Origin of the sequence: Billgrantia bachuensis, from assembly GCF_011742165.1 — a bacterium.
GTDB lineage: Bacteria > Pseudomonadota > Gammaproteobacteria > Pseudomonadales > Halomonadaceae > Halomonas > Halomonas bachuensis.
Window position 1 is genome coordinate 56,964 of sequence record NZ_JAAQTO010000047.1, and the last position, 24,604, is coordinate 81,567.

Consider the following 24,604-nt stretch of genomic DNA (forward strand, 5'->3'; position numbering starts at 1 on the left):
CCTGGAGGGAACACGACCATGACGGATCATTCGGTTCACGACCTGGATACTTGCCTGGAGAGAAGCCTGGAGAGCGGCCCAGCCGAACGCTTGCATCAGTCGGAATTGACCCGCAGGGCGCTGCGCCTGGCGCCCGAGGATGGCTTCTTCCGCTCCGCCATCGCGCCGCTGACGCTGATTCGCGTCAGCGAGACGACGGCCCCCATGCCATGCGTCACCGAGCCCAGCCTATTCGTGGCGATACAGGGCCGCAAGCGCATGGAACTGGCCGGTCAGCCGTTCATCTACGACCCGCTGCACTACCTGGTCGTTTCCCTCGCCCTGCCGGTCACTGGTCAGATCATCGAGGCCAGCCCGCAGGTACCCTACCTGTGTGCGCGGCTCGACATCGATCTCGCCATGCTCGGTGAGCTGCTCCTGGAGCACGATCCGGGCGAGCCGGCAAACGACAGCGAAGAGCGCCGCGGCCTGTTCGTCGCGCGCATGTCCGACTCGATGACCGATGCGGTGCTGCGCCTGGTGCGCCTGCTGGATACGCCTCACGACATTCCCGCGCTGGCACCGCTGATACTGCGCGAGATTCATTACCGGGTACTGTGCGGCGAATTGGGACACCGCTTGCGCGATCTCGCGGGCATCAATGGGCAGAGCAGGTCCATCGTCGAGGTCATCCAGCTGCTCAAGACGCGCTACGCCGAGCCACTGCGCATCGAGGACCTGGCCGCGACGGTGCATATGAGCCCGTCCACCCTCCATCATCGCTTCAAGGACCTGACCTCGATGTCGCCGCTGCAGTTCCAGAAGCAACTGCGCCTGCACGAGGCACGCCGGCTGATGCTGAGCGAAGGGGTAAACGCTTCGACGGCCAGCCATCGGGTCGGCTACAACAGCCCGTCTCAATTCAGTCGCGAATATCGTCGCCTGTTCGGCGCGCCGCCCAACCAGGAAATTGCCCAGCAGCGAGAAGTGCTCACAGGGAACCTGCTGGCCAGCCCCGCGTGGTAGAACTCGGAGCCGCTAGCGCGGCTTGCCATGGTAGACGCGTACGATATCGGCCATGACCGCCAGGGCGATCTCGGCGGGCGTCTTGCTGCCGATATCGAGGCCGATCGGCATATGGATGCGCGCGATCTCCTCGCTGCTGAGCCCACCCGAGCGCAACAGGCGTTCGGCGCGTGCCGCGGAGGTCCGGCGCGAGCCCATCGCGCCGATATAGAAGGCCGGCGTGCGCACCGCTTCGATCATGGCCAGGTCATCGATACGCGGATCGTGGGTCAGCGCCACCACCGCCGTCGAAGCGTGGCAGCCTTCGCTGGCGAGATACCTCGACGGCAGCACCGGGCGTAGCTCGACACCCGCGACCGGGAAGCCCCCGATCTCCTCCTCGCGCGGGTCGCAGACCACGACCTCGAAGCCCAGTGTGCGGGCGAACTCGGCGCACGCGACCGAGACCGGCGACACGCCCGCGATGACCAGCCTCAGCGACGGGCCTATGCGGATTCGCACACGTTCGCCCTGGCGCTCGACGCGAGGCCGCTCCTGATCGCGGCTGTCACGCGGCGGGGCCTCGGTCAACAGGTCGGCCTCGCCCGTGGTCAGGTCGACCATGCGAATCAAACGCTGCTGGCCATGCAGCGCCTCCTGCAGCGCGGCCAGGTGCTGCCATGTGCCCGGCATTGCCGGCAGGCGCTCGATCAGCACCTCGAGGATGCCACCACAGGGCAACTTCAGGCGCTGCTGATCGTTCGGCGATTCGCCGTAACGAATCACCTGCCAGGGCGCTCGGAAATCGCCGGCCTCAAGCCGCGACAGGAAGTCCTCCTCGACACAGCCTCCCGAGAGCGAGCCGGCATGACGCCCGTCCCGACGCGCCACCAGCAGCGACCCCGGTGCACGGGGAGACGAGCCATAGGTCGCCAGTACCGTGCACAGCCACACGGTTTCGCCAGCACGCCTCCAGCGCAAGCCGCTCTCAATCACTTCGAGGTCGAGATGTTGCATGGGGCTAGACCGGGAGTCGTCGGGGGAACGGCATCTTGCGCAACCGCTCGCCGCTCGCATCGAAGAGCGCATTGGCCACGGCCGGGGCAAGCGGTGGTACACCCGGTTCGCCAACCCCGGTAGGAGCTTCGGTCGACGGCACGATGTGCACCTCTACCGTCGGCATCTCATTGATGCGCAACACTTCATAGTCGTTGAAGTTGGATTGCTGCACGACCCCCTCTTCCAGGGTGATCTCGCCATGCAGCGCGGCCGCCAGAGCGAAGCCGATCCCGCCCTCCATTTGCGCCACGATCACGTCCGGATTGACGGCGACCCCACAATCCACCGCACACACGACCCGGTCGACACGATAGCTGCCGTCCTCCTCGACCGTGACCTCGGCGACCTGCGCAACGAAGGAGCTGAAGGACTCGTGCACGGCGACTCCTCGGCCGCGCCGCTGCCCATCGCTACCGGGCTCGAGCGGCTGGTCCCAGCCGGCCTTCTCCGCCACCAGGTCCAGTACGCCGCGGTGGCGAGGATGCTTGCTCAGCAGCGCGCGGCGGAACGCCACGGGATCCTGCTCGGCAGCCACCGCCGCCTCATCGATCAGGCACTCCGTCGAGAACGCAGTATGCGTATGCCCCACCGAGCGCCACCACTGGATTGGCACGCCGATATCCTCCGGTGTATGCAGCTCCACCTGCAGATTGGGCACATCGTAGGCGAGGTTCGCCACGCCTTCGACCGAGGTCGCGTCTACCCCGTTCTCCACCATGAAGGACTCCATGGCGGTGCCCATCATGATCGACTGGCCGACCAGGCGTTGATGCCAGGCGACCAACTGGCCGTCGGCATCGAGTGCCAGTCGCCCGCGGTGGAAGTTCATCGGCCGGTAATAACCGCCGCGGGTATCATCCTCACGCATCCAGACCAGCTTGACCGGCGCCTCGATACCCTGCTCCCGCGCGGCCATGGCGATCGAGACCGCCTCCAGCACGAAATCAGAGTGCGGGTTGGCACGCCGCCCGAAGCTGCCGCCGGCATACAGCTGGGTCAGGCTGACGTTCTCCGGGGCGATGCCCAGCAGCTGTGCCACCAACTGCTGGTCCATCGATTGCCACTGTTCGCCGTTCCAGATATCGCAACGCTCGTCGCCCAGCTCGACCAGGCAGTTCATCGGTTCCATGGCCGCGTGCGCGAGGTAGGGAAACTCGTAATCGGCTTCGATCAGGGTTGCCGGCTCGGCAAGCGCAGCGGCCACATCGCCGTTTTGGGTTGCCATCGCCCCTTCCTGCCCGGCCAGTTCGCGATAGCGCGCCATGATCTCGTCGCTGCCGAGCGAGAAGGCCTGGCTGTCGTCCCACTCTATCTCCAGCGCATCGCGCCCGCGGCTCGCCGCCCAGGTGTTTTCCGCCAGCACCGCCACGCCCTCGAAGCGATGTGGGCCGCCGGCAAACTGCACCACATCGACCACGCCGGGCACCTCCCTGGCCTTGGTGTCGTCGAAGCTCGTCACGCGGGCACCGAAGCGACGCGGATGCGCCGCCACCGCTATCAGCATGCCGGGGAGGGTGAAGTCCTGGGTAAAGACGGCGCTGCCGTCGGTCTTGCCGGCACTGTCCGTGCGCGGCGTGTTCAACGACCCGATCAGGGTGAAATCCTCGGGATCCTTGAGCGTCACCTCCTGCGGTACCGGCAGTTCGGCGGCGGCCTCGGCAAGCTCGCCGAAGCCCGCCTCGCGTCCCGATGCTTCATGCCGCACCACGCCCTGGCTGACGCCGATCTCCTCGGCCGAGACGCCCCACCGTTCGGCGGCCGCCGCCACCAGCATGGCGCGGGCCGTGGCACCGGCCGTGCGCATCTGTTCGTAGGAGTTGGCGATGGCCGTGCTGCCCCCGGTGCCCTGCAGGCCAAAGGCCAGGTTCTTGTAGCGCTCGGTATCCGCGGGGGCACCTTCCACTCTCACTCGGCTCCAGTCCGCGTCCAGCTCCTCGGCCACCAGGGTGGCGAGCCCGGTATAGGTGCCCTGCCCCATCTCCAGATGCTTGGCCAGGACGATGACGGTACCGTCAGCGGCAATCCGCACGAAGGCGTTGGGCTCGAAGTCGGCCTCCGCGCCTTCTTGCGCGTCGGCCCGGCTGCCATTCAGGACCAGCGGCGCCAGGTAGAGCCCCAGCACTAGGCCGGCGGACCCTTGCAGGAAACGACGCCGGCTGACGTTGACGACACCCCCGGCTGCCTGCGCGGGCGCCGGCACATGCTTGAGAATTCCCATCACAACACTCCTTAGGCCAGGTTCTCGGCGGCGTCATGGATCGCGGCGCGAATGCGAACGTAGGTCGCACAGCGGCAGATATTGCCGCTCATCGCGGAATCGATATCGTCATCGCTGGGTTCGGCATTGTCGCGTAGCAGGGCCACGGCTGACATGATCTGGCCGGACTGGCAATACCCGCACTGCACCACGTCGTGCTGGCGCCACGCCTCCCGCACGACCTTGCCGACGCGATCCTCGCCGATCGCCTCGATGGTCGTTACCTCCTTGCCGGCGGCGGCGGAAACGGGCGTGACGCACGAGCGGATCGCTTGCCCGTCGAGGTGCACGGTACAGGCCCCGCACAGGGACATGCCGCAGCCGTATTTGGTCCCGGTCAGGTTCGCGACATCCCGCAAGGCCCAGAGCAGCGGTATGTCATCGGGAACGTCAAACTGATGGGATTCACCATTGATGGTCAGGGTCGCCATGGGATTCCTCATGCTTTTTTGGTTATAGGCAGCGACGCTGGGTGGCAATGCACCACGTCACTGCCGCCTCGATACTCGAGGCTACGCCTGAGTATAGAAAGGCCGCTTTCATGAGGATTAGTCCATTAATGGCGAATCGTTGCCTGATCCTGTCGCGACAGAGCCGAGCATGGCCGACGCCTTCTCGACGCATCGACGGATGGATGATTTGCCATGTCCTTTACATGTTATGTTATATAGTCTCTTTTTCAGGCACACCCATCGTTCGTCTTCACCAAATTCTGCAAGGAAGATCCTGTAATGCCGCGTCCCTCACGATCCCTACCCCAGCGTTCCCTGCTGTTTGGTCTGTTTGGTCTCTCCCTGCTGCCCCTGGCAGCAGCCGCCGACCGCCCGCTCTCGGTAGTCGCCCCCTGGGAGATCACCGGCACCGACCCGTCGACCTCGGGCTATGTCTACGCCCGCATGCGCGTCGCCGAGACGCTCGTCGACACCGATGCCGACGGCCAGCCCGCACCGGGGCTGGCGGCGTCCTGGCAGCCCAGCGAAGATGGCCTGACCTGGCGCTTCGCCCTGCGCGAAGACGTCACCTTTCACGACGGCAGCCCGCTGACGGCGGAAGCCGCAGCCACGAGCCTACAGCATGCCCTTGCCAAGCCGGGCATTCTCGATTCGGCGCCCGTCACCAGCATCGAGGCCGACGGCAACGAGGTGGTGATTCAGCTCGAAAGCCCCTTCGCACCGCTGCCGGCCCTGCTGGCCCACTCCACCACTCTGATCCTCGCCCCGGGCGCCTTTGATGACGAGGGGCGGGTCACCGAGGTGATCGGCACCGGCCCCTACCGGGTGGTGAGCGTGGCGCCCCCGCAGCGGCTCGACGTGGAGCGCTTCGACGGCTATTGGGGCGAGGTGCCCGCCATCGACAGCGCCAACTACCTGGCGGTGGGTCGCGGCGAAACCCGCGCGTTGATGGCCGAAAGCGGCGATGCCGATGTGGTGTTCACCCTCGACCCGGCCAGCCGCGCGCGGCTGGAGCGACACGACCGCCTGGCACTGCATGCCGAACCGCTGCCGCGCACCATCGTGTTCAAGGTCAATGCCGCTCATCCGCTGCTCGAGGACGAGCATGCCCGACAGGCGCTGAGCCTGGCCATCGACCGTGAAGGCATTGCCGCGGGCCTGCTGCGTGATCCAGAAGCCGCTGCCGCCGAGCTGTTCCCCGCCAGTCTCGGGCCTTGGCACCTCGGCCTCGACGCCAGCGAGGCGCAAGATGTGGAGCGGGCCCGCGAGCTGCTCGCCGAGCTGGGCTGGGAAGCCAACGGCAGCGGCGTGCTCGAGCGCGACGGCGAACCCTTCGAATTGACCCTGCGCACTTTCTCCGACCGCCCCGAGCTGCCGCTGGTAGCCACTGCCCTGCAGGACCAGTGGCGCGAGATCGGCGTTGCGCTGGAAGTCGCCGTAGGCAACGCCAGCGAGATCCCTTCCGGCCACCGCGACGGCAGCCTGGAGCTGGGCCTGATGGCACGCAACTATGGCCTGGTGCCCGACCCGCTCGGCACCCTGCTCGACGACTTCGGCGCCGACCCCGAGTCCATGGGCGGCGACTGGGGCGCCATGGGCTGGCGTGACGACGACCTGGCCGGCTGGCTCGACACCCTGCGCCAGGAAGCCGACAACGAGTCCCGTATCGAACTCGCGGGTCAGGTGGCACGTCGCCTGAACGAGGCAATGCCGGTCGTGCCCGTGGCCTGGTACCAGCAGACCGCCTCGGTCAATGCCGAGCTGGAAGGCTTCTCCATCGATCCGCTGGAGCGCAGCTACCGCATCGACGAGCTGAGGTGGAGCGAATGAGCCAAGCGCTGGCATCACGGACGACCCCGCGCTGGACGGCAGGCCTGGGCGGTCTGCTGCTGCAGCGCCTGTTCCAGGCCGGGCTGGTGGCATGGATGGTCGGTACCCTGACCTTCGTGCTGACCCGCTCGCTGCCCGGCGACATGGCCTACCGCATCGCCGCCGGGCGCTACGGCCACGACATGGTCAATACCAGCGCCGCCGAGGCGGTACGCACCGAGCTGGCGCTGGACCAGCCGGCGCTGGGCGCCTACTTCGGCTGGCTGTGGGATCTGCTGCAGTTCGATCTGGGCCGCTCACTGGTCAGCGGCGAACCGGTCATGGCCGAACTGTGGCATCAGCTCGGCCACTCGCTGGGCCTGGCAGCGATGGCCGTGCTGCTCTCGCTGCTGCTGGGTCCGCCGCTGGGGCTGATCGCCGGGCTCAAGCCAAACGGTTGGCTGGATCGCGTGAGCGAAGTGGTGGCCAGCATACTGCGCGCCCTGCCGCCTTTCGCCGTGGGCCTGCTGCTGATCCTGATCTTCTCGGTGTCGCTCGGCTGGTTGCCCGCCGCCGGCCATGGCCGCAGCGCCCATGGCGTGCTTCCGGCACTGACCCTGGCGCTGGCACTGGCCGCCATCTCCAGCCGGGTGGCGCGCAACGCCATGGCCGACGTATCGCAGTCGGCCTACTACGCCTTCTCGCGCACCAAGGGCCTGGGCGAGCGTCTGAGCTTCCTGCGCCACGGCCTGCGCAACGCCGCGGTGCCGGTGGTCGCCTATCTCGGCGTGCAGTTCGTCTACCTGATCGAAGGCGTGGTAATCGTCGAGACGCTGTTCGCCTGGCCCGGCATCGGCCACGCCCTGGTACACGCCATCGTCGCCCGCGACGTGCCGATGATCCAGGGCACCGCCCTGATCATGGGACTGATGTTCGTCGCCCTGAATACCGTGGTGGACCTGCTCTGCCATTGGCTCGACCCCAGGAGGCGCAGCGCATGAACACGCTAGCCATGACTCCCGCCCGCCGTTGGATGCTGCCTGCGCTCAGCGGCCGGCAGCGGCTCGGCGCCGCACTGCTCGTCCTGCTGCTCGCCTTTGCCTGGCTGGTGCCCTGGCTCTCCGATGCCGACCCCGCGCGCCAGCAGCTCACCCGCATCCTGCAGCTGCCGTCGCTTGCCGAACCGCTGGGGACCGACCACCTGGGCCGCAGCCTGCTGGCCCGGCTGGCGTCCGCCGTGCAACTCTCGTTCGGCATGGCCCTGCTCAGCGTAGTCAGCGCCGCCGTGCCGGGCTTGGTCCTCGGCGTCATCGCCGGCTGGCGCGGTGGCTGGCTCGACCGCGTGCTGGGCAGCCTGGCCGATGCCTGCCTGGCCCTGCCCGGCCTGCTGCTGGTGCTGCTGCTGGTAGCCATTGCCCCGGGCAACTTCTGGGCGCTCTACGTCGGCATTTCACTGGTGCTGTGGATCGAGTACTTCCGCGTGGTCAGGGCTCGCACGCGGATATTGGTAACGACTCCCCAGCTCGAGGCAAGCCGGCTGCTCGGCTTCGGCCCGCTCTATCTGTTCCGACGCCACCTGTGGCCGGAGCTCGCACCGCAGGTGCTGACCCTGGCCGCCTTCGGCGCCGCCAGCGCGATACTCGCCATGGCCGCGCTGGGCTTCGTCAGCGTCGGCCTGCGCCCGCCCACCGCCGAGCTGGGGCTGATGATGATCGAGCTGCTGCCCTACTACCACGAGGCGCCCTGGGCCATGGCCCAGCCGATCGTGGTGCTGTTCGTGCTGGTGTTGAGCCTGAACCTGCTGGCAGGAAGGGATCCCAGATGAGTACTGACTTGCTTCAAGCCAGGGACCTGACGATCCGGGGCGAGGGTGTCACGATTGCGCCTTTCTCCTGTTCGCTCGGCCCCGGTGACCGCCTGACCCTGCTCGGCGAAACCGGCTCGGGCAAGAGCCTGATCGCCCAGGCCATCATGGGCACGCTGCCGAAGGGGCTCTGCGCCCAGGGCCGGCTCGTCATCGATGGCGAGGCGTTCGATGCCGCCGACAGCACGTCGCGCCGCGCATTGTGGGGCCGCCGCCTGGCGCTGCTGCCCCAGGAGCCCTGGCATGCACTGGACCCGACCATGCGCGCCGTCTCCCAGGTTGCCGAGAGCCACCGCCACGTGGCTGGGCGCGACCGCCGCGCCGCCTTCCAGGCCGCCTGGTCCGACCTGACCGAGCTGGGCCTGGCCGAGGCCGGCAGCAAACTGCCCGGCGAACTCTCCGGCGGCATGGCGCAGCGCGTGGCCTTTGCCGCCGCCAGTGCCGGCGGCGCCCCCATCGTGATCGCCGACGAGCCCACCAAGGGGCTCGATGCGCCGCGCCGGGACGCGGTGGTCGAACTGCTGGCGCGCACGCCCGAGGCCGCCGGCGCCTTGCTCACCATTACCCACGATATCGACGTGGCCCGCCGGCTGGGTGGCGAGGTAGTCATCCTGCGCCAGGGCCAGGTGGTCGAGCGCGGCCCGGCCCAGCAAGTACTCACCGACCCGCAGAGCGAGTACGGCCAACGGCTGCTGGCTGCCGAGCCCAGCCGCTGGCCACTCCCGAAGCCGTTGGGCGAGCGCCAGGCACCGGTCATAAGCGCCAGCGGCCTGGCCAAGACTCGCGGCGGTCGCGAGCTGTTCCGCGACCTTTCGCTCACGATCGTCCCCGGCGAGATCGTCGGCGTGGTCGGCCCGTCCGGCTGCGGCAAGAGTACCCTGGGCGACATGCTGCTGGGTGTGACGCGTGCCGATAACGGCGAGATCGACCGGGCACAGGGTCATACGCTCGGTTTCCAGAAGCTCTATCAGGATCCGCCGGCGGCTTTCTCGCCGCACTGGCGGCTCTCCCGCCTGCTCGACGACCTGGTGCGCCGCCATCGGTTGGATCGCGCCGCTATCCCGCCACTGATGGCGCGTCTGGGGCTCGACGAGAATCTGCTGGGGCGTCGCCCCGGCGAGATCTCGGGCGGCGAGCTGCAGCGCTTCGCCATCCTGCGCGTCCTGCTGCTCGAGCCGTGCTTCCTGTTCGCCGACGAGCCCACTTCGCGGCTCGACCCCATCACCCAGCGGCAGACGTTGGAGCTGCTGGTGGAGCTGGCCCGCGAGCGGCATTGCGGGGTGATGCTGGTGAGTCACGATCCGGCGCTGATCGAGCGGATCTGCGACAAGCGGATCTCCCTCGAGGCCACTCCCAGCGTGGCAAAACGGGAGCTCGACCCGGTCATGGCTTGAAGCGCCAGGGTCCTTTCGAACGAGCCCAAACGAACGACGCCCCGCATGTGCGGGGCGTCGTTCTTACGGTCAAGCATCGCTCAGTTATGGGCGACCACCATGCAGTCCATGCCTTGGGCACGCAGGCTGTTGCAAGCCGAATGCGCATCGCTCTCCTGCAGGTCGACCAGGCGAGCACGAAACACACGCCGCTCGCCGTCCGATTGCGCCACGGACACACGCACGTCGTGCAACAGGCTGGCCAACTGGTCGGCGGCACGCGTTGCCAGGTGGCGCGCCTGATCGGCGTCGTTGAAGGCACCGACCTGCACGGCCCAACTGCCACCACTGCCGCTGGAGGCGCGAGGGGAATCGGCCTGGGCGATCAGGGCGCGAATCGGATCGTCGGCGGAGCCCATTTCGATGTCCATTTCGGACTGGAAGGAGAGCTGGCGCTCCAAGCCGGCGGCCATCTGGCCGCTACTCGTCTCCGGAGCGGCCGCCAACTGCTGGGCCGAGGGTGGCGGGCTCTCAGGCAGCTCCATGCGATCGCCCAACACATCGGCCCGGGCAATCCAGTCGCCGCGCTGCAGCATGGAGAGCCGGGCGAAACCGCGATCGAGCAGGTCACTCATGTGGGTATCGCGCGAAGCCGCAGTGAACCCACCCATCACTACCGAGACGATTCGGCGGTTGTCGCGGATCGCCGAAGTCGCCACGTTGAAGCCGGAAGCGCGAATGAAGCCGGTCTTGAGGCCGTCGGCGCCGGGGTAGTTGCGCACCAGCCGATTGTGGCTGGTATGCGTGGTACCGCGGTAGGTGAAGCTCTGGGTCGAGAAGTAGTGATAATACTGCGGGAAATCCTGCATCACCCGGATCGACAGGGTGGCCATGTCACGTGCCGTGGTAACCTGGGCGTTGTCCGGCAGGCCGGAAGCGTTGCGGAAAACGGTACTGGTCATGCCCAGCTCGTTGGCACGCTGGGTCATCATGCGCCCGAAGTTGGATTCGGTGTTGCCCAGCGCCTCGGCCACCACCACCGCAACGTCGTTGGCGGAACGCACCACCAGCGCCTTGATGGCGTCCTCCACCGCGATGGTGCTACCCGCCGAGAGCCACAGCTTGGAAGCGGGCATGGAAGCGGCATGGGACGATACCGGTAGCGGCTGATTCATATGCATGCTGCCGTTCTCGAGCGCTTCGAACAGCATGTAGAGCGTCATCATCTTGGTCAACGAGGCGGGATAGCGCGTGGCGTCCGCATTCTCGGCGTGCAGCACGTCGCCACTCTCGACATCGATGACAATGGCCGCATAGCGGGGGTTGGCCTGCGCCGTACTGACCAGTAACAGTTGGATACAGAACAAAAGAAAGATAGCCACACCGAGGTTGTGTCGGTTGTAGGAGCGCATGACGAAGACCTCTGGTTCCCTTGTGATTCCCTGTGGCCCGATTCTGAAGCGGACCTAGATCCAGTATGGCCGCTAACGGAGCGGTTTACAGCCGGAATAGCGAGTTTTTTCATCGTTATACCGGCTGCTTCCATCAAGCTTTTATTTATTAACTATCTGGAATAACGATTGCTGGCTTTCCAACTCAGCCAGGCAACTCCCAGACCGGAAAGGGATCGGACAGCGAACCCCAGGCCTGAGGGCCATCCGCCAGTTCGGCATCGCCGATCAGGCAGGCATCCAACGCCTCGCGTATCCTCGCCTCGTTGAGGTTCTGCCCGATGAAAACCAGCTCCTGGCGCATGTCGCCAAAGGGCTCTTCCCACTGCTCCATGATGTATCCGCGGCTCTCAGGATCCGTGGGCCAGCGCGACTCGGGAACTGCCTTCCAGAACATGCCGGCGAAGCCATAGTGGGCAATACCGCCCGCCTGGCTCCACTGCCCAGCGAACTCCGGCCGCGTTGCAAGCCAGAAGAAGCCCTTCGAGCGCAGTAGCTTGCCGCCGAACCAGTCGCCATGCAACAGCTCGTGAAACTTCTGTGGATGAAAGGGGCGCCTGGCGCGATAGACGAAGCTCGAAATGCCGTATTCCTCGGTCTCGGGCACATGCTCGCCTCGCAGCTCCTTGAGCCACCCTGGTGCGAGCCGTGCTCGCTCGAAACTGAAGCGGCCGGTATCGAGCACCGCGTCGAGCGCCACCTGGCCATTGGCCATGGGGATCAACTCGGCATCGGGATTGAGCGTTCGCAGCACGGCTTTGACCTCGGCCAACTGCGCCTCGTCGATCAGATCGGTCTTGCTGACCAACAGCACGTCACAGAACTCGATCTGGTCGACCAGCAGGTCGGCCACGTTGCGCAGATCCTCCTCGCCAAGGCTCTCACCCGCTTCGGCCAGCGATTTCGCCTCGTGGTACTGTTCGAGGAAATTGGCGCCATCGACCACCGTGACCAGGGTATCCAGCCGGGCGACATTGGAGAGGCTCTGCCCCTGCTCGTCCTCGAAGGTAAAAGTTTCCGCCACCGGCAGCGGTTCGGAAATGCCAGTGGATTCGATCACCAGATAGTCGAAGCGCCCTTCCTGGGCCAGCCGGTTCACCTCGATCAGCAGATCCTCGCGCAAGGTGCAGCAGATACAGCCGTTGCTCATCTCCACCAGGCGTTCCTCGGCCCGATTGAGGGCAACTTCGCCCTCCTGGCTGCCTGGACCGCCCCGCACCAGGGCGGCATCGATGTTCACCTCGCTCATGTCGTTGACGATCACCGCCACCCGACGCCCCTCCCGGTTGGCCAGGATATGGTTGAGCAGGGTGGTCTTGCCGGCCCCGAGAAAGCCGGACAGTACGGTAACGGGCAAGGCATTGTGGGGCATCACTGGTCTCCTCGTAGCTTGCTGTAGTGGTGTTCGCGCTTCTCCTGGCGCTCCTTGGCCTCCAGGCACAGCTCTGCGGTTGGCCGCAGCATCAGCCGCGCCAGGCCGATGGGTTGCCCGGTTTCGGCGCAGTAGCCGTAATCGCCCGCCTCGATACACCGTAGCGCCTGGGCAATCTTGCGCAGCAGGCGCGTCTCACGGTCGGCCTGACGCAGCAACAGCCGCAGTTCCTCCTCTACGGCGGCGCGATCGAGCTCGTCGCCACTGCGTTCGTTGTCGGCCACGGCCTTGCGCACCTCGTCAAGGTGCGCCTCCACCTCGGCCTGCTCGGCCAGCAGGCGAGCCTGGAAGAAGGCCAACTGCTCATCATTCATGTATGCCTCTTCAGGCATGGCCAGCAGTCGCTGCGCCCGGGGATCGGCCTGCATGGGAACTCTCTCCTCAAATTAGATGTTATAACATAACAAATAATATTCGCAGCATTCTTTCAATTCGAGACCCCTGCAGGCGGAAATACCATGAACACGAAGCGAACTATTCTTAGGCAACTTCTTGCGCAACGGGCAAGAAGTTGCCTGCCCTAGGCAACTTCTTGCCTAATTTTAATTAGGTGCCTGAGGGAAGAAACACCTATCCTGCTAACTGCGCTGCGTTTTTCCGTTTCAGGCATGCTTTCTGCTCTAACTGGACTGTCCATCGGGACATACATTCACATCGTCAAGGAGCAGACCATGCCAACTCCCTGCTATATCAGCATCGAAGGCCAGACCCAGGGCAACATCACCGCGGGTGCCTTCACTCCGGATTCCGTCGGCAACATCTACGTGGAAGGCCACGAAGACGAGATGCTGGTCCAGGAGTTCAAGCACGTCGTGACCGTACCCACCGACCCGCAGTCCGGCCAGCCCTCCGGCCAGCGCGCCCACAAGCCGTTCGTCTTCACCGTTGCGCTGAACAAATCCGTGCCGCTGATGTACAACGCCCTGGCTTCCGGCGAGATGCTGCCCAACGTCGAGCTGAAGTGGTACCGCACTTCGGTCGAGGGCAAGCAGGAGCACTTCTTCACCACCACCCTGACCGACGCCACCATCGTCGACATCAACCTGCGCATGCCGCATGCCCAGGATGCCACCAAGGCCGAGTTCACCCAGCTGATGGATGTCTCGCTGGCCTACCGCAAGATCGACTGGGAGCACACCGTCGCCGGCACCTCCGGTTCCGACGACTGGCGCGCCCCGTCCGAGGCGTAATGGCCGAGTGCCTGACGCCCCCGCCCGCTTGTCGGGTGGGGGCATATGCATGAGTGAGGCGAAGGACACGAACGGTCATGCCCCCATCCGCTTCTCTCCTCCATAGTATGAAAAAGTGCCTCGATGACGTCTACGCGCCTGAGTTGTTCCAAGGTAGCGGCAGGTTAGGTCGCATTCATTTAATTATTACTAATAACCAATATCGCATAATCCAATATCGCACTGAGCCAGGGCGAATCAGTTCAGGTGTCTGGCACGGCCCGCCGTACGTTGGACAGCAATAGGCCGCCGGTGGCGGGGTCGGTGATAAGCGTGCAGTCGATGCCATAGAGGTGTCGCACTAGGTCGGTGGTGACCACCTCACCGGGCGGGCCGGCGGCTACCAGTTGGCCGTTGTGCAGCGCCAGCAGGTGGTCGGCATAGCGGCAGGCGCTGGCCAGGTCGTGCAGTACCATCACCACGGTACGGCCATCGGCGGCAAGCCTTCGTACCAATTCAAAGACTTCGATCTGGTGGCCCAGGTCGAGCGCCGAGGTGGGTTCGTCGAGCAGCAATAGCGGCGTTTGCTGGGCAATGGTCATGGCGACCCAGGCCCGCTGGCGTTGTCCTCCGGATAGGGTATCCAGAGGACGTTCGGCCAATCCGGTGAGGTCCGCCGCGGCCAGGGCTTCTCGCACCACGTGCTGGTCTTCCGCCGACCACTGCCGCAGCCAGCCCTGGTGCGGCTGGCGGCCGAAGCGCACCAGCTCGGCCACGGTCAGCCCCTCCGGGGCGGTGGCCTCCTGGGGCAGCAGTGCCAGGCGCCGGGCCAACTCGCGGGCGGGCAGCTGCTGGATGTCCTTGCCATCGAGTAGCACCGCCCCTTGGCTGGGAACATGCAGCCGGGAGAGCCCAGCCAGCAGGGTGGATTTGCCGCAGCCGTTGGGCCCGACGATGGCCGTAACCCGCCCCACCGGGAGGGAAAACTCGAGCCGGTCGATGACCGCCGTGCGGCCATAGCGCAGGGTCAGGTCGCGGGTGGCAAGTTCGTATCGGGTCATGCCAGATTCCTCGAAGCCGGTCGCAGCAATATCCATAAGAGCCAGGGGCCGCCCACCACGGCAGTGACGATGCCCACCGGGATCTCGATGGGTGAGAGCAGCATCCTCCCAGCCAGGTCGGCCAGCACCATCACCAGCGCACCGGACAGCGCCGAGGCCATGATCGGCACTCCCCGCGGCGAGGAGAGCGAACGGGCAATCTCCGGGCCGATCAGGCCGACCAGCCCCACCGGACCGGCCGCGGCAACCGCCAGCCCCGTCAGCAACACGGAGACGCCAAGAACCTGCCAACGCCGCTGAGTAATACGTAGGCCGAGGCCGGACGCCACGGCATCGGAAAAGCGCATCAGGGCTAGCGCACGCGTGAGCCATAGCGCGGCGGCAAGGCCGAATGCCAGCCCGATGCCAAGCAGCATGACGGCACCGGCCGGGCGGGAGTTGAGCGAGCCGACGGTCCAAGGGTAGGCGGCATTGGCAGTATCGATATGAACCTGGGCCAACAGCAGTTGGGTAATGGCGCCGAACACCGCACCGACGCCGATACCGGCGACGATGAAGCGGTAGCCGCGAGTACCGCCGCCCGCAGCCAGGCCAAAGGTCAGGGCCGCCGCGGTGGCAGCCCCCACCAAGGCCATGGCGGGCGGCGCCAGGGAGACCCCAAGCCCCACTACTGAGGCCACGGCGAAGGCGGTGGCACCGTTGTCGATACCGATGATGCCGGGCGTAGCCAGGCGATTGCGGGCGAGAGTCTGCATGAGGCAGCCCGCTACTCCGAAGGCGGCACCGGTCAGCCAGGCCGCAGCCAGCCGCGGCAGGCGAAGTTCCTGTACCAGGAACACCACCATCATGTCTCCTCGGCCCACCAGCGCCGGCAAAACTGCCGGAAGCGGCAAGGGACTGCTGCCCAGGGCCAGGTAGGCAAGCGACGCCGCGATTAAAGCCACCAGCAGTAGCAGTACGGCCGCAAGCGCTTGCCTGTCGACCAACAGGCTATACGGTTCGGCGCTGCCGGGCGTGCGCCAGGCCAGGCGCCAATGTCCTGCCGGCGCTGTTATGGTAGTCGCGTCGATGCATTGCGTGTCAGCGGTCCGCTGTCGAAGTTTGCTTTCGGCTGGCGCATTACAGAGCATGAAAGTTGACTCCCCTTCTCTCGCCAATCATAGGGTCGGCATACGGCGTGCCCGCACCACGGTGACCAGCACCGGTGCGCCGCATAGGGCCGTGAGAACGCCCAGTGGCAGCTCCGAAGGCGCGACCAGCAAGCGCGAGATGATATCCGCCACGATCACCATCAACGGACCCAGCGGCAAACACAGCCACAGGGTGCGGCGAATATCGGGCCCGGCCAGGGCGCGGGCCGCGAACGGCACCACCAGGCCGATGAAGGCGATGGGGCCTGCGGTGGCGGTGGCGGCACCTACCAGCAGCGCCACGGCCATGATGATCAGTAGCCGGATCAGCCCCGGGCGATGCCCCAACCCGCTGGCGACCCTTTCACCCAGCGCCATTGCTGCCAAGGGGCGTGCCACGACAAGAGTCAATCCTCCCGCTATCAGCAAGCTGGGCAGGATGGCGAGCAAATGCTCGAGCCGACGCCCGGCCAGGCTGCCCACGATCCAGAAGCGGATCTCGTCGGCGGCGCGCTGATCGAACAGAAGCAACAGCGAGGTGAGCGAGAGCAGCAGACCCGTCAGCGCGGCGCCGGCCAGCACCAGCCGCACCGGGTCGTTTCGGGCGCCACTCACCCTGGCCACGCCAAGCACACAAAGACAGCCCGCCATGGCACCGAGCTGCGCCACACCGACCCGCATCGTCGTCGCCGTGGCACCCAGCACCAGCGCCAGCGCGACGGCAAAGGCGGCGCCGGCACTGACCCCGAGCAGCCCCGGCTCGGCCAGGGGGTTGCGGGTCACCGCCTGCAGCAGAGCACCCGCCACGCCAAGCGACACCCCCACCACCAGGCCGACCAGGGTGCGAGGCAGACGCAGTGAGCCGAGCACGAACCGGGCCTCGGCATCGCCCTGCCCCATCAATACGGCCAAGGCCCGGTCCGGGCCGACATCGCCGGCGCCCAGCAACAGGCTGACCACACAAACCAGGACCAGTAGCATCAACAGGCCCGCTAGCGTCCTTGGAAGCCGGCGGGCCGAGGCGAGGCCTGCATGGGGTTCCGCAGCCATCAAGGCGACAGCGCGGCGTCGAGTTCGTCGAGTATGGCCTGGGCCGCCAGCGGGCCGGTGGCACTCGTCCACAGCTGGCCATCTACCGGCACCACCCGGTCGCGGTCGACCACGTCGAGGCGGGAGAAAGCGGGCGACGCCTTGGCGGCCTCGAGGGCTTCGTCTCCCTCCTCGTTGAGCGTGGCCAGGAACAGCCAGTCGGCATCGACGCGGGAGAGGTTCTCGAGGCTCAGGGTGTCGCTGTGAGGCTTGCCTTCTTGCACCAGGCCGGCATCGTGGATCGCCAGGCCGGCGGCATGCAGCAGGCCGGTGGAGAAAAGCTGATCCGACATGACCATGGGCCCCTGGGGCATCCAGCGCACCAGCACGGCGCTGGACGCCTCGGCGGCGGCGATTCGCTCGGCCAACTCAGCGGCGCGGGCATCCACCTCTTCCAATGCAGCCTCGCCCTCCGCCTCGCGTCCCAGGGCCTGGGCAAACAAGCGCGTCTCGCTACGCCAGGCATCGGGATCGAAACCCTGTGTCAACGGCACCACGGTCGGTGCCATGCGCGAGAGCAGCCGGTACTGCGCCTCGGGCAGCCGTGGCGGCGCCAGGATCAGGTCCGGTTCGAGTGCCAGCACGGCCTCGAGATTGATCTCGCGTACCACACCGACAATGGCAGGTCGGTCGTCGCCGAGATGCGCCTCGATGTAGCGGGCCACGCCGTCACCGCCACGAGTCGTCACCGCACCGAGTGGTGCAATGCCGATCGCCAGGGCGGTATCCAAGGCACCCTCATGGAGGGTCACTACGCGCTCGGGAGCGTCGGGCACTTCGATTTCACCGTAGGCGGTCGTCACACTGGTCGCCTGGGCCGGTACGGCCACGAAAGCGAGCAGGGCCACCAGGCTGGCGACCGCCAGCCTGCAGGTCTTGGTCAGGAACATGGACTCTCCTCGATCCAGCCAGCGCCGCCGGTGGTGACGACGCGAGTCAAACTTTAATGATAATTAATCTCATGAGAGATTGCAGCGTCCGAAACCGACAACAGGACGTTCGAAAATCAGAAACCATGCCTGGCTGGCCATGTGGCAGCTCCGACAAAGGCGAGTCAGTGCCGGCCGAGTGCCGTCGCGACCTCATCGACTTGGGCTCGCACGCTAACCAGTCCGGCACCTGAGAGATACCAGAGTCCGGGAGACAGCAACTCGACGACAATATCCGCACCACCCTCGTCGGCCAATGATCGCTTGAGCGCATCGACATCCAGCGGCACCTGGCCAATGGCCGCGCTGCGGTCCACCACCAGCACCGCATCCGGGTTCATGCGCACCATGTTAGCGGGCGTCAACGGGATGAAGGTGCGGCTGCCCCTCTCCTGAGTCTCCACACCCTTGGGTACTGTCGGCGCGCTCAGTTGGAGCAGCTCGCTTACCACCGGCTCCTGGCGCAGGGAGTAGTTGCCATCGCTGTGTGTCACCACCAGGACCGAGGCGCCCTGGGGCAGCGAACCGCGTGCCTCCTCGATGTAGATGCGAAGCTCCTCCAAGGCCGCTTCGGCCCGCGGCACGGCATCGAAGCGTTCGGCAAGGCGCAGCACCCTGTCGCTGAAAGCGTGAAGGAATTCTCCCTCGCCCAGGGACACATCCATCACCTCTGCGACCCCGTCGAGTGCCAGGCCGGCATCTCCCTGGCGCCCGGTCACCAGGATCAGGTCAGGAGCGATGTCGGCCAGCGCTCCGGCGTCAGGCTCCTTGAGACTCCCCACGTCCGGGCGGCCTTGCAGCAGATGCGCCACGTAGGAAGGGGCCGATTGGTGCGGCAGGCCGACGAGTTGCTCCTCCAGCCCCAGCGCCTCCAGCGTATCCACGCTCCCCCAATCGAAGCTGGCAACAGTTGGCTTGCTTCCAGGCGCTTCGGCCTGGGTTGCCAATGGCAGCGTAGTCAGTGCCAGGGAGAGTGCCGGTATCCACCATTTGCGAACCATCATCGGACCTCCGTTAAAAATGAGAACCAATCACAACGGAGCGACGACGCTAGCACGATCCAGGCGACACCTGTCGCAACAGTGCGTTGCAGGCTTCAGAACTGCCGCATCGAATCGTCCCGGAAAAAAGGTTGCATGTTCTGCAACGCATCATTCCGCACACATTAATTCACAAAGATAATGCAAATCCTTATCATTTGCTGAATTGAAGTTAGCCAGCTACTCAAAAGAGCTCGCCCCGGCTTCGCGGCGGCACGGCCATCAATACGGCAGCCGCCTCCCTACATACCATGGGCCAGCAAGGTCATGGCCACCATGAGCAAGGAGACGAGTAGATGCACACCTCCCCCACCCTGCCTTTCATGCGCACCGCCCTGTCGCAGGCGCTGGGCGTTGCCGCGGCGTGCGTCACTGCCAGTGCGCTGGCGCAGGATTCAGATCAGTTGGAGACGGTCGTCGTCACTGCCGCAGGCTATGAGCAGGTGCTATCCGATGCCCCGGCCAGCATCTCGGTGATCAGCGGGGAGGAACTGAACAGGCGCTCTTACACCAGCATCGTCGACGCCATGGATAACATTCCAGGGGTCTATGTCACGGGCGGAGGCGACGCGCAAGACATCAGCATCCGCGGCATGGACGACAGCTATACCCTCTATCTGGTCGACGGGCGCCCCATCTCCGCAGGCCGCTCCGTCAACACCAACGGCAGCGACGGCGGCAAGCAGATCGGCCTGCCACCCATCTCGATGATCGAGCGCGTCGAGGTGATTCGTGGACCGATGTCGTCCCTCTACGGCTCGAGTGCCATGGGTGGGGTCGTCAACATCATCACCAAGAAGGCTACCGACGAGTGGTCGGGCTCGGTGACCACCGAGTACACCCACTCCTTGAATGACGTTAACAACGACGGTCAACAGGTCAGCTTCGCCATCAGCGGCCCTCTCATTCAGGGTCTGCTGGGGGTGCAGGTCCATGGCAGTTGGGTCGGCCTAGAAGAGAGCGACCACATCGGTGGGGACGATAACGCGGAAAGCACGCCGGACAGCGATACTCGCCAGGGCGGCGTCAAGTTCTATCTCACACCCAACGAGGAGAACGAGTTCACCCTAGGCTATATCTCATCGACCAAGGAGTACACCCACAACCCCGGCATCAGCATTCCGCTGGTCGATGCCCGTGGCAACCCCACGGTCTCCAGCACGACGCGCTACGACAAGGATGTCTACACCCTGGGGCACCGGGGTACCTACGGCAACCTGATCGTCGACAGCTATGTGCAACAGGACATCTCCGAGCGCGTTCAGGCCGACGAGAAGAAGGAGGAGATGACCACCTTCAATACTCAGGCCACCTACTTCTGGGGCAACCATGTCCTCACCGTCGGCGGGCAGTACAAGCAGGAAGAGCTGGTCGACGAAACCAACGGCTTGTTCACCGCCGGCGTCCCTGGCGCTGAACGCAGTGTAGAGCGCTGGCTGGGTGCCGCCTTCGCCGAGATGGAGTGGCACGTCACCGACCGGCTGAACCTCACGACCGGCGTTCGCTACGACGATGACGAGCTATTCGGCGGCCATCTCTCGCCGCGCGTCTATGCGAACTACCGCCTCGACCCGCAGTGGACCCTGAAGGGCGGCGTTTCCACCGGCTACAAGCAGCCGAGCCTGGCAGATGCCAGCGAGGGCTTCGGTCGCGGCACCGGTGGCCCCAACTCGCCGGCACCGCACCCCCGCGCCCTGATCATTGGCAACGAAAGCCTCGCCCCGGAAACCAGCACCAACTACGAGCTGGGCCTGGTATTCAGCAGCGCCGCACGAGACGTCACGGCCAGCGCCACGCTGTTCCATACCCAGTTCGACGACAAGATCGCCGAAGAGCCGTTGTGTGAGCCGGGCGGCAATGCCAACGACCCATCCACCTGGCAATGTCCCTACGCCGGCAATGACTATCTGTTCATCCGTACCCGGACGAACATCGACGAAGCCGAGATGCAGGGGGTCGAGCTGACCCTGGATTACGACATCACCTCGACGGTGGGCCTCAGCTCCAGCTACACCTATACCGACTCCGAGCAGAAGACCGGCGAGTTCCAGGGAGAGCCGCTCAACAAGATTCCCGAGCACATGGTCAACCTGGCGTTGGACTGGCAGACCAGCGAGCGGTTGAACCTGTGGCTGCAGGGTAACTATCGCAGCGAGACCAGCGAGTTCCTCAGCCGCACCGCTATGGAGAACGGCACGCCCGGCTACGGCTTGATCGATGCCGGCCTGGTTTACGCCTTGAACGACAGCGCCCGGGTGAAGGCAGGCGTTTACAACATTGCCAATCGAGAGATCACCAATGACGAGTACGGCGTGGTACTGGACGGGCGCCAGGTCACCTTGGGGTTGACCGTTGACTTCTGACTTCGAGCCAGGCCGCTGTTTCAATGTCTTCGCCCCGGTTCCCCGGGGCGTTTTCCTTGGCAGTCCTGCCTGTAAAGCGCAATGATTTTCATTTGTTTGGCTTGCTGGCACAATGCTCCATCTCCCTCCTCCACGGTTGCCACCATGCACGAATTCGACGAACTAGCCGCTTTCGATGCCGTCATGACGCTCGGCAGTCTGACACTCAGTGCACGCAAGCTGGGGTTGGCAAAGTCGACTCTGAGCCGGCGCATCTCCCAGCTCGAGCGGCAATTGGGCCAAACCCTGCTACGCCGCCAGTCCAACCGGCTGCTGCCGACCGAAGCGGGCCAGATGTTCCATGTCTATTGTCGGCAGATGCTTGAACTCGCCGAACAGAGCCGGCTGGCACTCGAGGAGCTGAGCGAGGAAATCAGCGGAGAGGTGCAGGTGGCCACGCACAGTGCCCTGGCACGCAGCTGGCTGGCGTCGCGACTGGCAGAATTCATGGATCGTCATCCCGGTGTACGGTTGACGCTGCAGACCTGCACCGCCCCGCCCCTGGCGGCTGAAAGCCAGGCTGCCACCCTCTGGCTGGGAGAAGTGCACGGCAGCGAATTACGCCAGGAAGTGCTCGGCTGGCTCGGCCGTGGCCTGTACGGCCACCCTGACTATCTCGCGCGTCACGGCGAGCCTCTCCACCCCCACGAGCTATCCCAACATGCCTGGATCGACCTGCTGGGCGAAACCGAACAGGGGCTGACGTTCACGCATCCGCAGCAAGGCGAGTTTCGCTTCCAACCGCCCGATTCGCGCTTTCGCGTCGACCAGCAGACGCTGCATGGCGATGCCATTGCCCGCGCTCATGGGCTCGGCATCATACCCGACTGGATGGCCGCGGCGCGCGAGCGCGCTCACCCGGGTTCGCTGGTGCGCTGCCTGCCGGAGTGGAGCGCGCCGCCGGTACCGGTGACCCTGCTCTACCCCTATGGTTCGCGCTCGCGACGTTTGAATGCGCTGCTCGCCTTCCTGCGCAAAGCTGTTCCAGACGAGTGGATCTCGGCCGCTGAGGAGCAGAGCGCCGATAGCGTTTCCCCTAGCCCCTCAGCAAAGGCCACTCCACACGCACCGCGCCCCTGCCAGGCTGACCTTCGTGATCAGCGACGCCTGTCGACCTTCAGCGTCACTGAATAACGGTAGTCGCGCTCCATCATGCCCAAGGAACCAGGGCTCGTATGCGGTGTGGTCACCCGCAGGTACCAGGTGCCCGCCTCGAGCTGGCGCTCGATCCTGAAGTTGCTGTTACGCCCGCTGTTCCAGTCACGCACCACGAGCTGCCCATCGGCATCGAGCAACTGGCCGGCGGGCGCCACGGAGCCCGCATCGCCGGGGAAGGTATGGCTCTCCAGCACCACGCGGGCGGGCGCGTCCAGGGTAAAGGTGAAGTAGCGATGCCCGGGTGTCATGACTTCGTGAGCGTGACCGGGCACCAGCTCGGTGGCGCTATCCCGTGGATCACCCATGCCGGCACAGCCAGCCAGCAGCAGGGTCAGTAGCAGAGAGGACATGAAGCGCTTCATGACAGACTCCTTTCCGAATAAGCCAGCCCTTGTTCTCTCAGCCTAACCCCAACAGGCGTTCTGCGCCCAGCCAGATCAAGCGCAGCGCCAGCAGCGTCAGCACCCATTTGAAGAGGAAGTCGAAACGATGGTCGGTGACCCGGTTCAACAGACGAAGTCCCAGCCAGGTCCCGAGAAAGCCCGCCATCACCATCACCAGCATCAGCCCCAGCCAGTCGCGAAAGACGAACCCGGCGAAGCCGAAGATGAACGCCTTGGTGGTGTGCTGCAGCGTCATGCAAGTGGCGAAGGTGGCCACCCGCGGCAGCCGTTCGTTCATGCCGAGCTTGATGAACGAGGCCACCATGGGGCCACTGGCACCTACCAGGCTGGACAGCAGGGTGGTGACGGCACCGGCGATCACGGTGCCGGTGCGCCCCACCGCCCGCTGGGGCAGGCCCGGGCCCCAGCAGGAGTAAAGCACGAAGGCGGCGATGCACAGCTCCAGCACGCCATGGGGCAGGCGAATCAGCAGCCAGGCCGCCACCAGGGCACCGACCAACACCCCAGGCAGGAAGGCCACGACGATGTCGCGGCGAATGTGGCGCCAGGTCATCAGCGCGCGGCCGCCGTTGGAGCCGAGCTGCACCATGCCGTGCACCGGTATCAGCGCCGTGGCCGGCATCACCTGGGCCATGGCGATGATCAGCAGGGTGCCCCCACCGATGCCGGCTGCCGCCGAGAGCGCCGAGGTCAGCACCGAGAGCAGCACCAGACCCAGGTTGACCCCAGCCGAGAGGGGCGAGAGCAGTTCCAGCATCAGCATCGGGGCCTCATGGCCGAGCCCATGCTCATGCCAAGGGAGAGGAGCAGCGATGGCATCATGTTATTTCCATTCTCAAAACGTTAATGGGGTATCGCCCCGGGAGGGTCTCCCCTACCTTAACCAAGGCAGCCATAATTACCTCAATAAGCTTTTCAGCACCATATCGATGGTGGACAGTTGCGTTTCCCGCTATGGGAGCCATTCGAGCAGAGGAACCAATGCAGCTACTGACGACCCGGGTCGCCCCGGAGTGGGTCGACTACAACGGCCATATGAACGATGCCGAATACGCCAGAGTCTTCTCGCTGGCGGTGGATACGCTGATGGAACGGATTGGGCTCGATGAAGGTGGCCGCGAGAATCTGGGGTACACGCTTTTTACCTTGGAGACGCACCTCTGCTACCGGCGCGAGGCCCACCAGGGGCAGGCATTGACCGTCGACGTGCTGCTGCTCGATCGCGACGCCAAGCGACTGCACCTGTTCTTCACCATGCATGACGCCAACGGCGAGCTGCTGGCTACCAGCGAGCAGATGCTGATGGGCATCGATACGCACCAGAACCGGCCCGCCCCGTTCCCGCCCGCCGTGGTCGACGCCATCGAGGCCCTGCCGCGGGCCGAAGCCGACGCCTGGCCACAGGCCGCCGGTCGGCGTATCGGCATTCCGCGGCGTTGAGGGGAGTTACAACTTGTTTTCCAGCTCCGGCAGGATCTCGAACAGGTCGCCCACCAGGCCGTAATCGGCCACCTGGAAGATCGGCGCCTCCTCGTCCTTGT

At 65.4% G+C, this 24,604-nt stretch carries 22 protein-coding genes; 9 read left to right on the forward strand and 13 right to left on the reverse strand.

What is annotated here, in order from left to right:
* Positions 1–18 precede the first annotated feature (18 nt).
* Positions 19–1,005, forward strand: coding sequence for an AraC family transcriptional regulator (locus HBJ55_RS16585; RefSeq protein WP_167117449.1), 987 nt, complete (start codon positions 19–21; stop codon positions 1,003–1,005).
* Positions 1,006–1,017: 12 nt separating this feature from the next.
* Here HBJ55_RS16585 and HBJ55_RS16590 read toward each other — a convergent pair whose 3' ends face one another.
* From HBJ55_RS16590 to HBJ55_RS16600, 3 genes are read right to left on the reverse strand one after another with little or no spacing between them, the layout of a single operon-like run.
* Complete coding sequence (locus HBJ55_RS16590) at positions 1,018–2,001, reverse strand: XdhC family protein (RefSeq protein ID WP_167117452.1); 984 nt, start codon at positions 1,999–2,001, stop codon at positions 1,018–1,020.
* Between the two features lie 4 nt (positions 2,002–2,005).
* Positions 2,006–4,261, reverse strand: coding sequence for a xanthine dehydrogenase family protein molybdopterin-binding subunit (locus tag HBJ55_RS16595; protein WP_167117455.1), 2,256 nt, complete (start codon positions 4,259–4,261; stop codon positions 2,006–2,008).
* An 11-nt stretch (positions 4,262–4,272) separates the two neighbouring features.
* Entirely contained in the window at positions 4,273–4,731 is a 459-nt protein-coding gene (locus tag HBJ55_RS16600) for a (2Fe-2S)-binding protein (RefSeq protein WP_167117456.1), read from the reverse strand.
* Between the two features lie 300 nt (positions 4,732–5,031).
* Here HBJ55_RS16600 and HBJ55_RS16605 point away from each other — a divergent pair, with 300 nt between their 5' ends.
* Genes HBJ55_RS16605 through HBJ55_RS16620 form a run of 4 tightly spaced genes read left to right on the forward strand, consistent with a single transcriptional unit; the run spans position 5,032 to position 9,819 of the window.
* Positions 5,032–6,582 carry an ABC transporter substrate-binding protein gene (locus tag HBJ55_RS16605; RefSeq protein WP_167117459.1) on the forward strand — a complete coding sequence of 517 codons (1,551 nt, stop codon included), beginning with the start codon at positions 5,032–5,034 and terminating at the stop codon, positions 6,580–6,582.
* The gene (locus HBJ55_RS16610; RefSeq protein WP_206022717.1) at positions 6,579–7,562 is read left to right on the forward strand and encodes an ABC transporter permease; all 984 of its coding nucleotides are present in this window, start codon (positions 6,579–6,581) and stop codon (positions 7,560–7,562) included. The genes HBJ55_RS16605 and HBJ55_RS16610 overlap by 4 nt, the downstream gene beginning before the upstream one ends.
* Entirely contained in the window at positions 7,559–8,386 is an 828-nt protein-coding gene (locus HBJ55_RS16615; RefSeq protein WP_206022718.1) for an ABC transporter permease, read from the forward strand. Before HBJ55_RS16610 ends, HBJ55_RS16615 begins: the two co-directional genes overlap by 4 nt.
* On the forward strand, positions 8,383–9,819 hold the full coding sequence (locus HBJ55_RS16620; protein ID WP_167117462.1) for an ABC transporter ATP-binding protein: 1,437 nt from the start codon (positions 8,383–8,385) through the stop codon (positions 9,817–9,819). Before HBJ55_RS16615 ends, HBJ55_RS16620 begins: the two co-directional genes overlap by 4 nt.
* A gap of 80 nt (positions 9,820–9,899) precedes the next feature.
* Here HBJ55_RS16620 and HBJ55_RS16625 read toward each other — a convergent pair whose 3' ends face one another.
* The 3 genes from HBJ55_RS16625 to HBJ55_RS16635 all read right to left on the reverse strand — a co-directional run bounded on the left by HBJ55_RS16625 (position 9,900) and on the right by HBJ55_RS16635 (position 13,049).
* A complete protein-coding gene (locus tag HBJ55_RS16625) occupies positions 9,900–11,210 on the reverse strand; it encodes a D-alanyl-D-alanine carboxypeptidase (RefSeq protein ID WP_167117465.1) in 1,311 nt (436 codons plus the stop codon).
* Between the two features lie 184 nt (positions 11,211–11,394).
* Positions 11,395–12,621 (reverse strand): zinc metallochaperone GTPase ZigA, encoded by a 1,227-nt coding sequence (gene zigA, locus HBJ55_RS16630; protein ID WP_167117468.1) that lies wholly within the window; start codon positions 12,619–12,621, stop codon positions 11,395–11,397.
* Positions 12,621–13,049, reverse strand: a complete 429-nt coding sequence (locus tag HBJ55_RS16635; protein ID WP_167117471.1) for a TraR/DksA family transcriptional regulator — start codon at positions 13,047–13,049, stop codon at positions 12,621–12,623. The genes zigA and HBJ55_RS16635 overlap by 1 nt, the downstream gene beginning before the upstream one ends.
* 303 nt (positions 13,050–13,352) lie before the next feature.
* Between HBJ55_RS16635 and HBJ55_RS16640 the strand changes: the two genes are divergently transcribed.
* Positions 13,353–13,871, forward strand: a complete 519-nt coding sequence (locus tag HBJ55_RS16640) for an Hcp family type VI secretion system effector (RefSeq protein WP_167117474.1) — start codon at positions 13,353–13,355, stop codon at positions 13,869–13,871.
* A gap of 242 nt (positions 13,872–14,113) precedes the next feature.
* On the opposite strand, the gene HBJ55_RS16645 is transcribed toward HBJ55_RS16640, so the two are convergent.
* The 5 genes from HBJ55_RS16645 to HBJ55_RS16665 form a co-directional block, all read right to left on the reverse strand.
* A complete protein-coding gene (locus HBJ55_RS16645) occupies positions 14,114–14,911 on the reverse strand; it encodes an ABC transporter ATP-binding protein (RefSeq protein ID WP_167117477.1) in 798 nt (265 codons plus the stop codon).
* Positions 14,908–15,981: a FecCD family ABC transporter permease gene (locus HBJ55_RS16650; RefSeq protein WP_422674210.1), complete on the reverse strand. Its 1,074-nt coding sequence runs from the start codon at positions 15,979–15,981 to the stop codon at positions 14,908–14,910. Before HBJ55_RS16650 ends, HBJ55_RS16645 begins: the two co-directional genes overlap by 4 nt.
* An 87-nt stretch (positions 15,982–16,068) precedes the next feature.
* Positions 16,069–17,022: a FecCD family ABC transporter permease gene (locus tag HBJ55_RS16655; RefSeq protein WP_240936165.1), complete on the reverse strand. Its 954-nt coding sequence runs from the start codon at positions 17,020–17,022 to the stop codon at positions 16,069–16,071.
* 68 nt (positions 17,023–17,090) lie between these two features.
* Complete coding sequence (locus HBJ55_RS16660; RefSeq protein ID WP_167117486.1) at positions 17,091–18,020, reverse strand: ABC transporter substrate-binding protein; 930 nt, start codon at positions 18,018–18,020, stop codon at positions 17,091–17,093.
* Positions 18,021–18,184: 164 nt separating this feature from the next.
* Positions 18,185–19,063 (reverse strand): ABC transporter substrate-binding protein, encoded by an 879-nt coding sequence (locus tag HBJ55_RS16665; protein ID WP_167117490.1) that lies wholly within the window; start codon positions 19,061–19,063, stop codon positions 18,185–18,187.
* Positions 19,064–19,395: 332 nt separating this feature from the next.
* Between HBJ55_RS16665 and HBJ55_RS16670 the strand changes: the two genes are divergently transcribed.
* Positions 19,396–21,462 carry a TonB-dependent receptor domain-containing protein gene (locus HBJ55_RS16670; protein ID WP_167117493.1) on the forward strand — a complete coding sequence of 689 codons (2,067 nt, stop codon included), beginning with the start codon at positions 19,396–19,398 and terminating at the stop codon, positions 21,460–21,462.
* 144 nt (positions 21,463–21,606) lie between these two features.
* Complete coding sequence (locus HBJ55_RS16675) at positions 21,607–22,635, forward strand: LysR family transcriptional regulator (RefSeq protein WP_167117496.1); 1,029 nt, start codon at positions 21,607–21,609, stop codon at positions 22,633–22,635.
* Here HBJ55_RS16675 and HBJ55_RS16680 read toward each other — a convergent pair.
* Both HBJ55_RS16680 and HBJ55_RS16685 read right to left on the reverse strand, forming a co-directional pair.
* On the reverse strand, positions 22,599–23,021 hold the full coding sequence (locus HBJ55_RS16680; RefSeq protein ID WP_167117499.1) for a hypothetical protein: 423 nt from the start codon (positions 23,019–23,021) through the stop codon (positions 22,599–22,601). The two genes, HBJ55_RS16675 and HBJ55_RS16680, sit on opposite strands and share 37 nt — an antisense overlap.
* A 37-nt stretch (positions 23,022–23,058) precedes the next feature.
* Positions 23,059–23,826, reverse strand: a complete 768-nt coding sequence (locus tag HBJ55_RS16685) for a sulfite exporter TauE/SafE family protein (protein ID WP_167117502.1) — start codon at positions 23,824–23,826, stop codon at positions 23,059–23,061.
* A gap of 218 nt (positions 23,827–24,044) precedes the next feature.
* Here HBJ55_RS16685 and HBJ55_RS16690 point away from each other — a divergent pair, with 218 nt between their 5' ends.
* A complete protein-coding gene (locus HBJ55_RS16690) occupies positions 24,045–24,503 on the forward strand; it encodes a thioesterase family protein (protein WP_167117505.1) in 459 nt (152 codons plus the stop codon).
* Positions 24,504–24,604 lie beyond the last annotated feature (101 nt).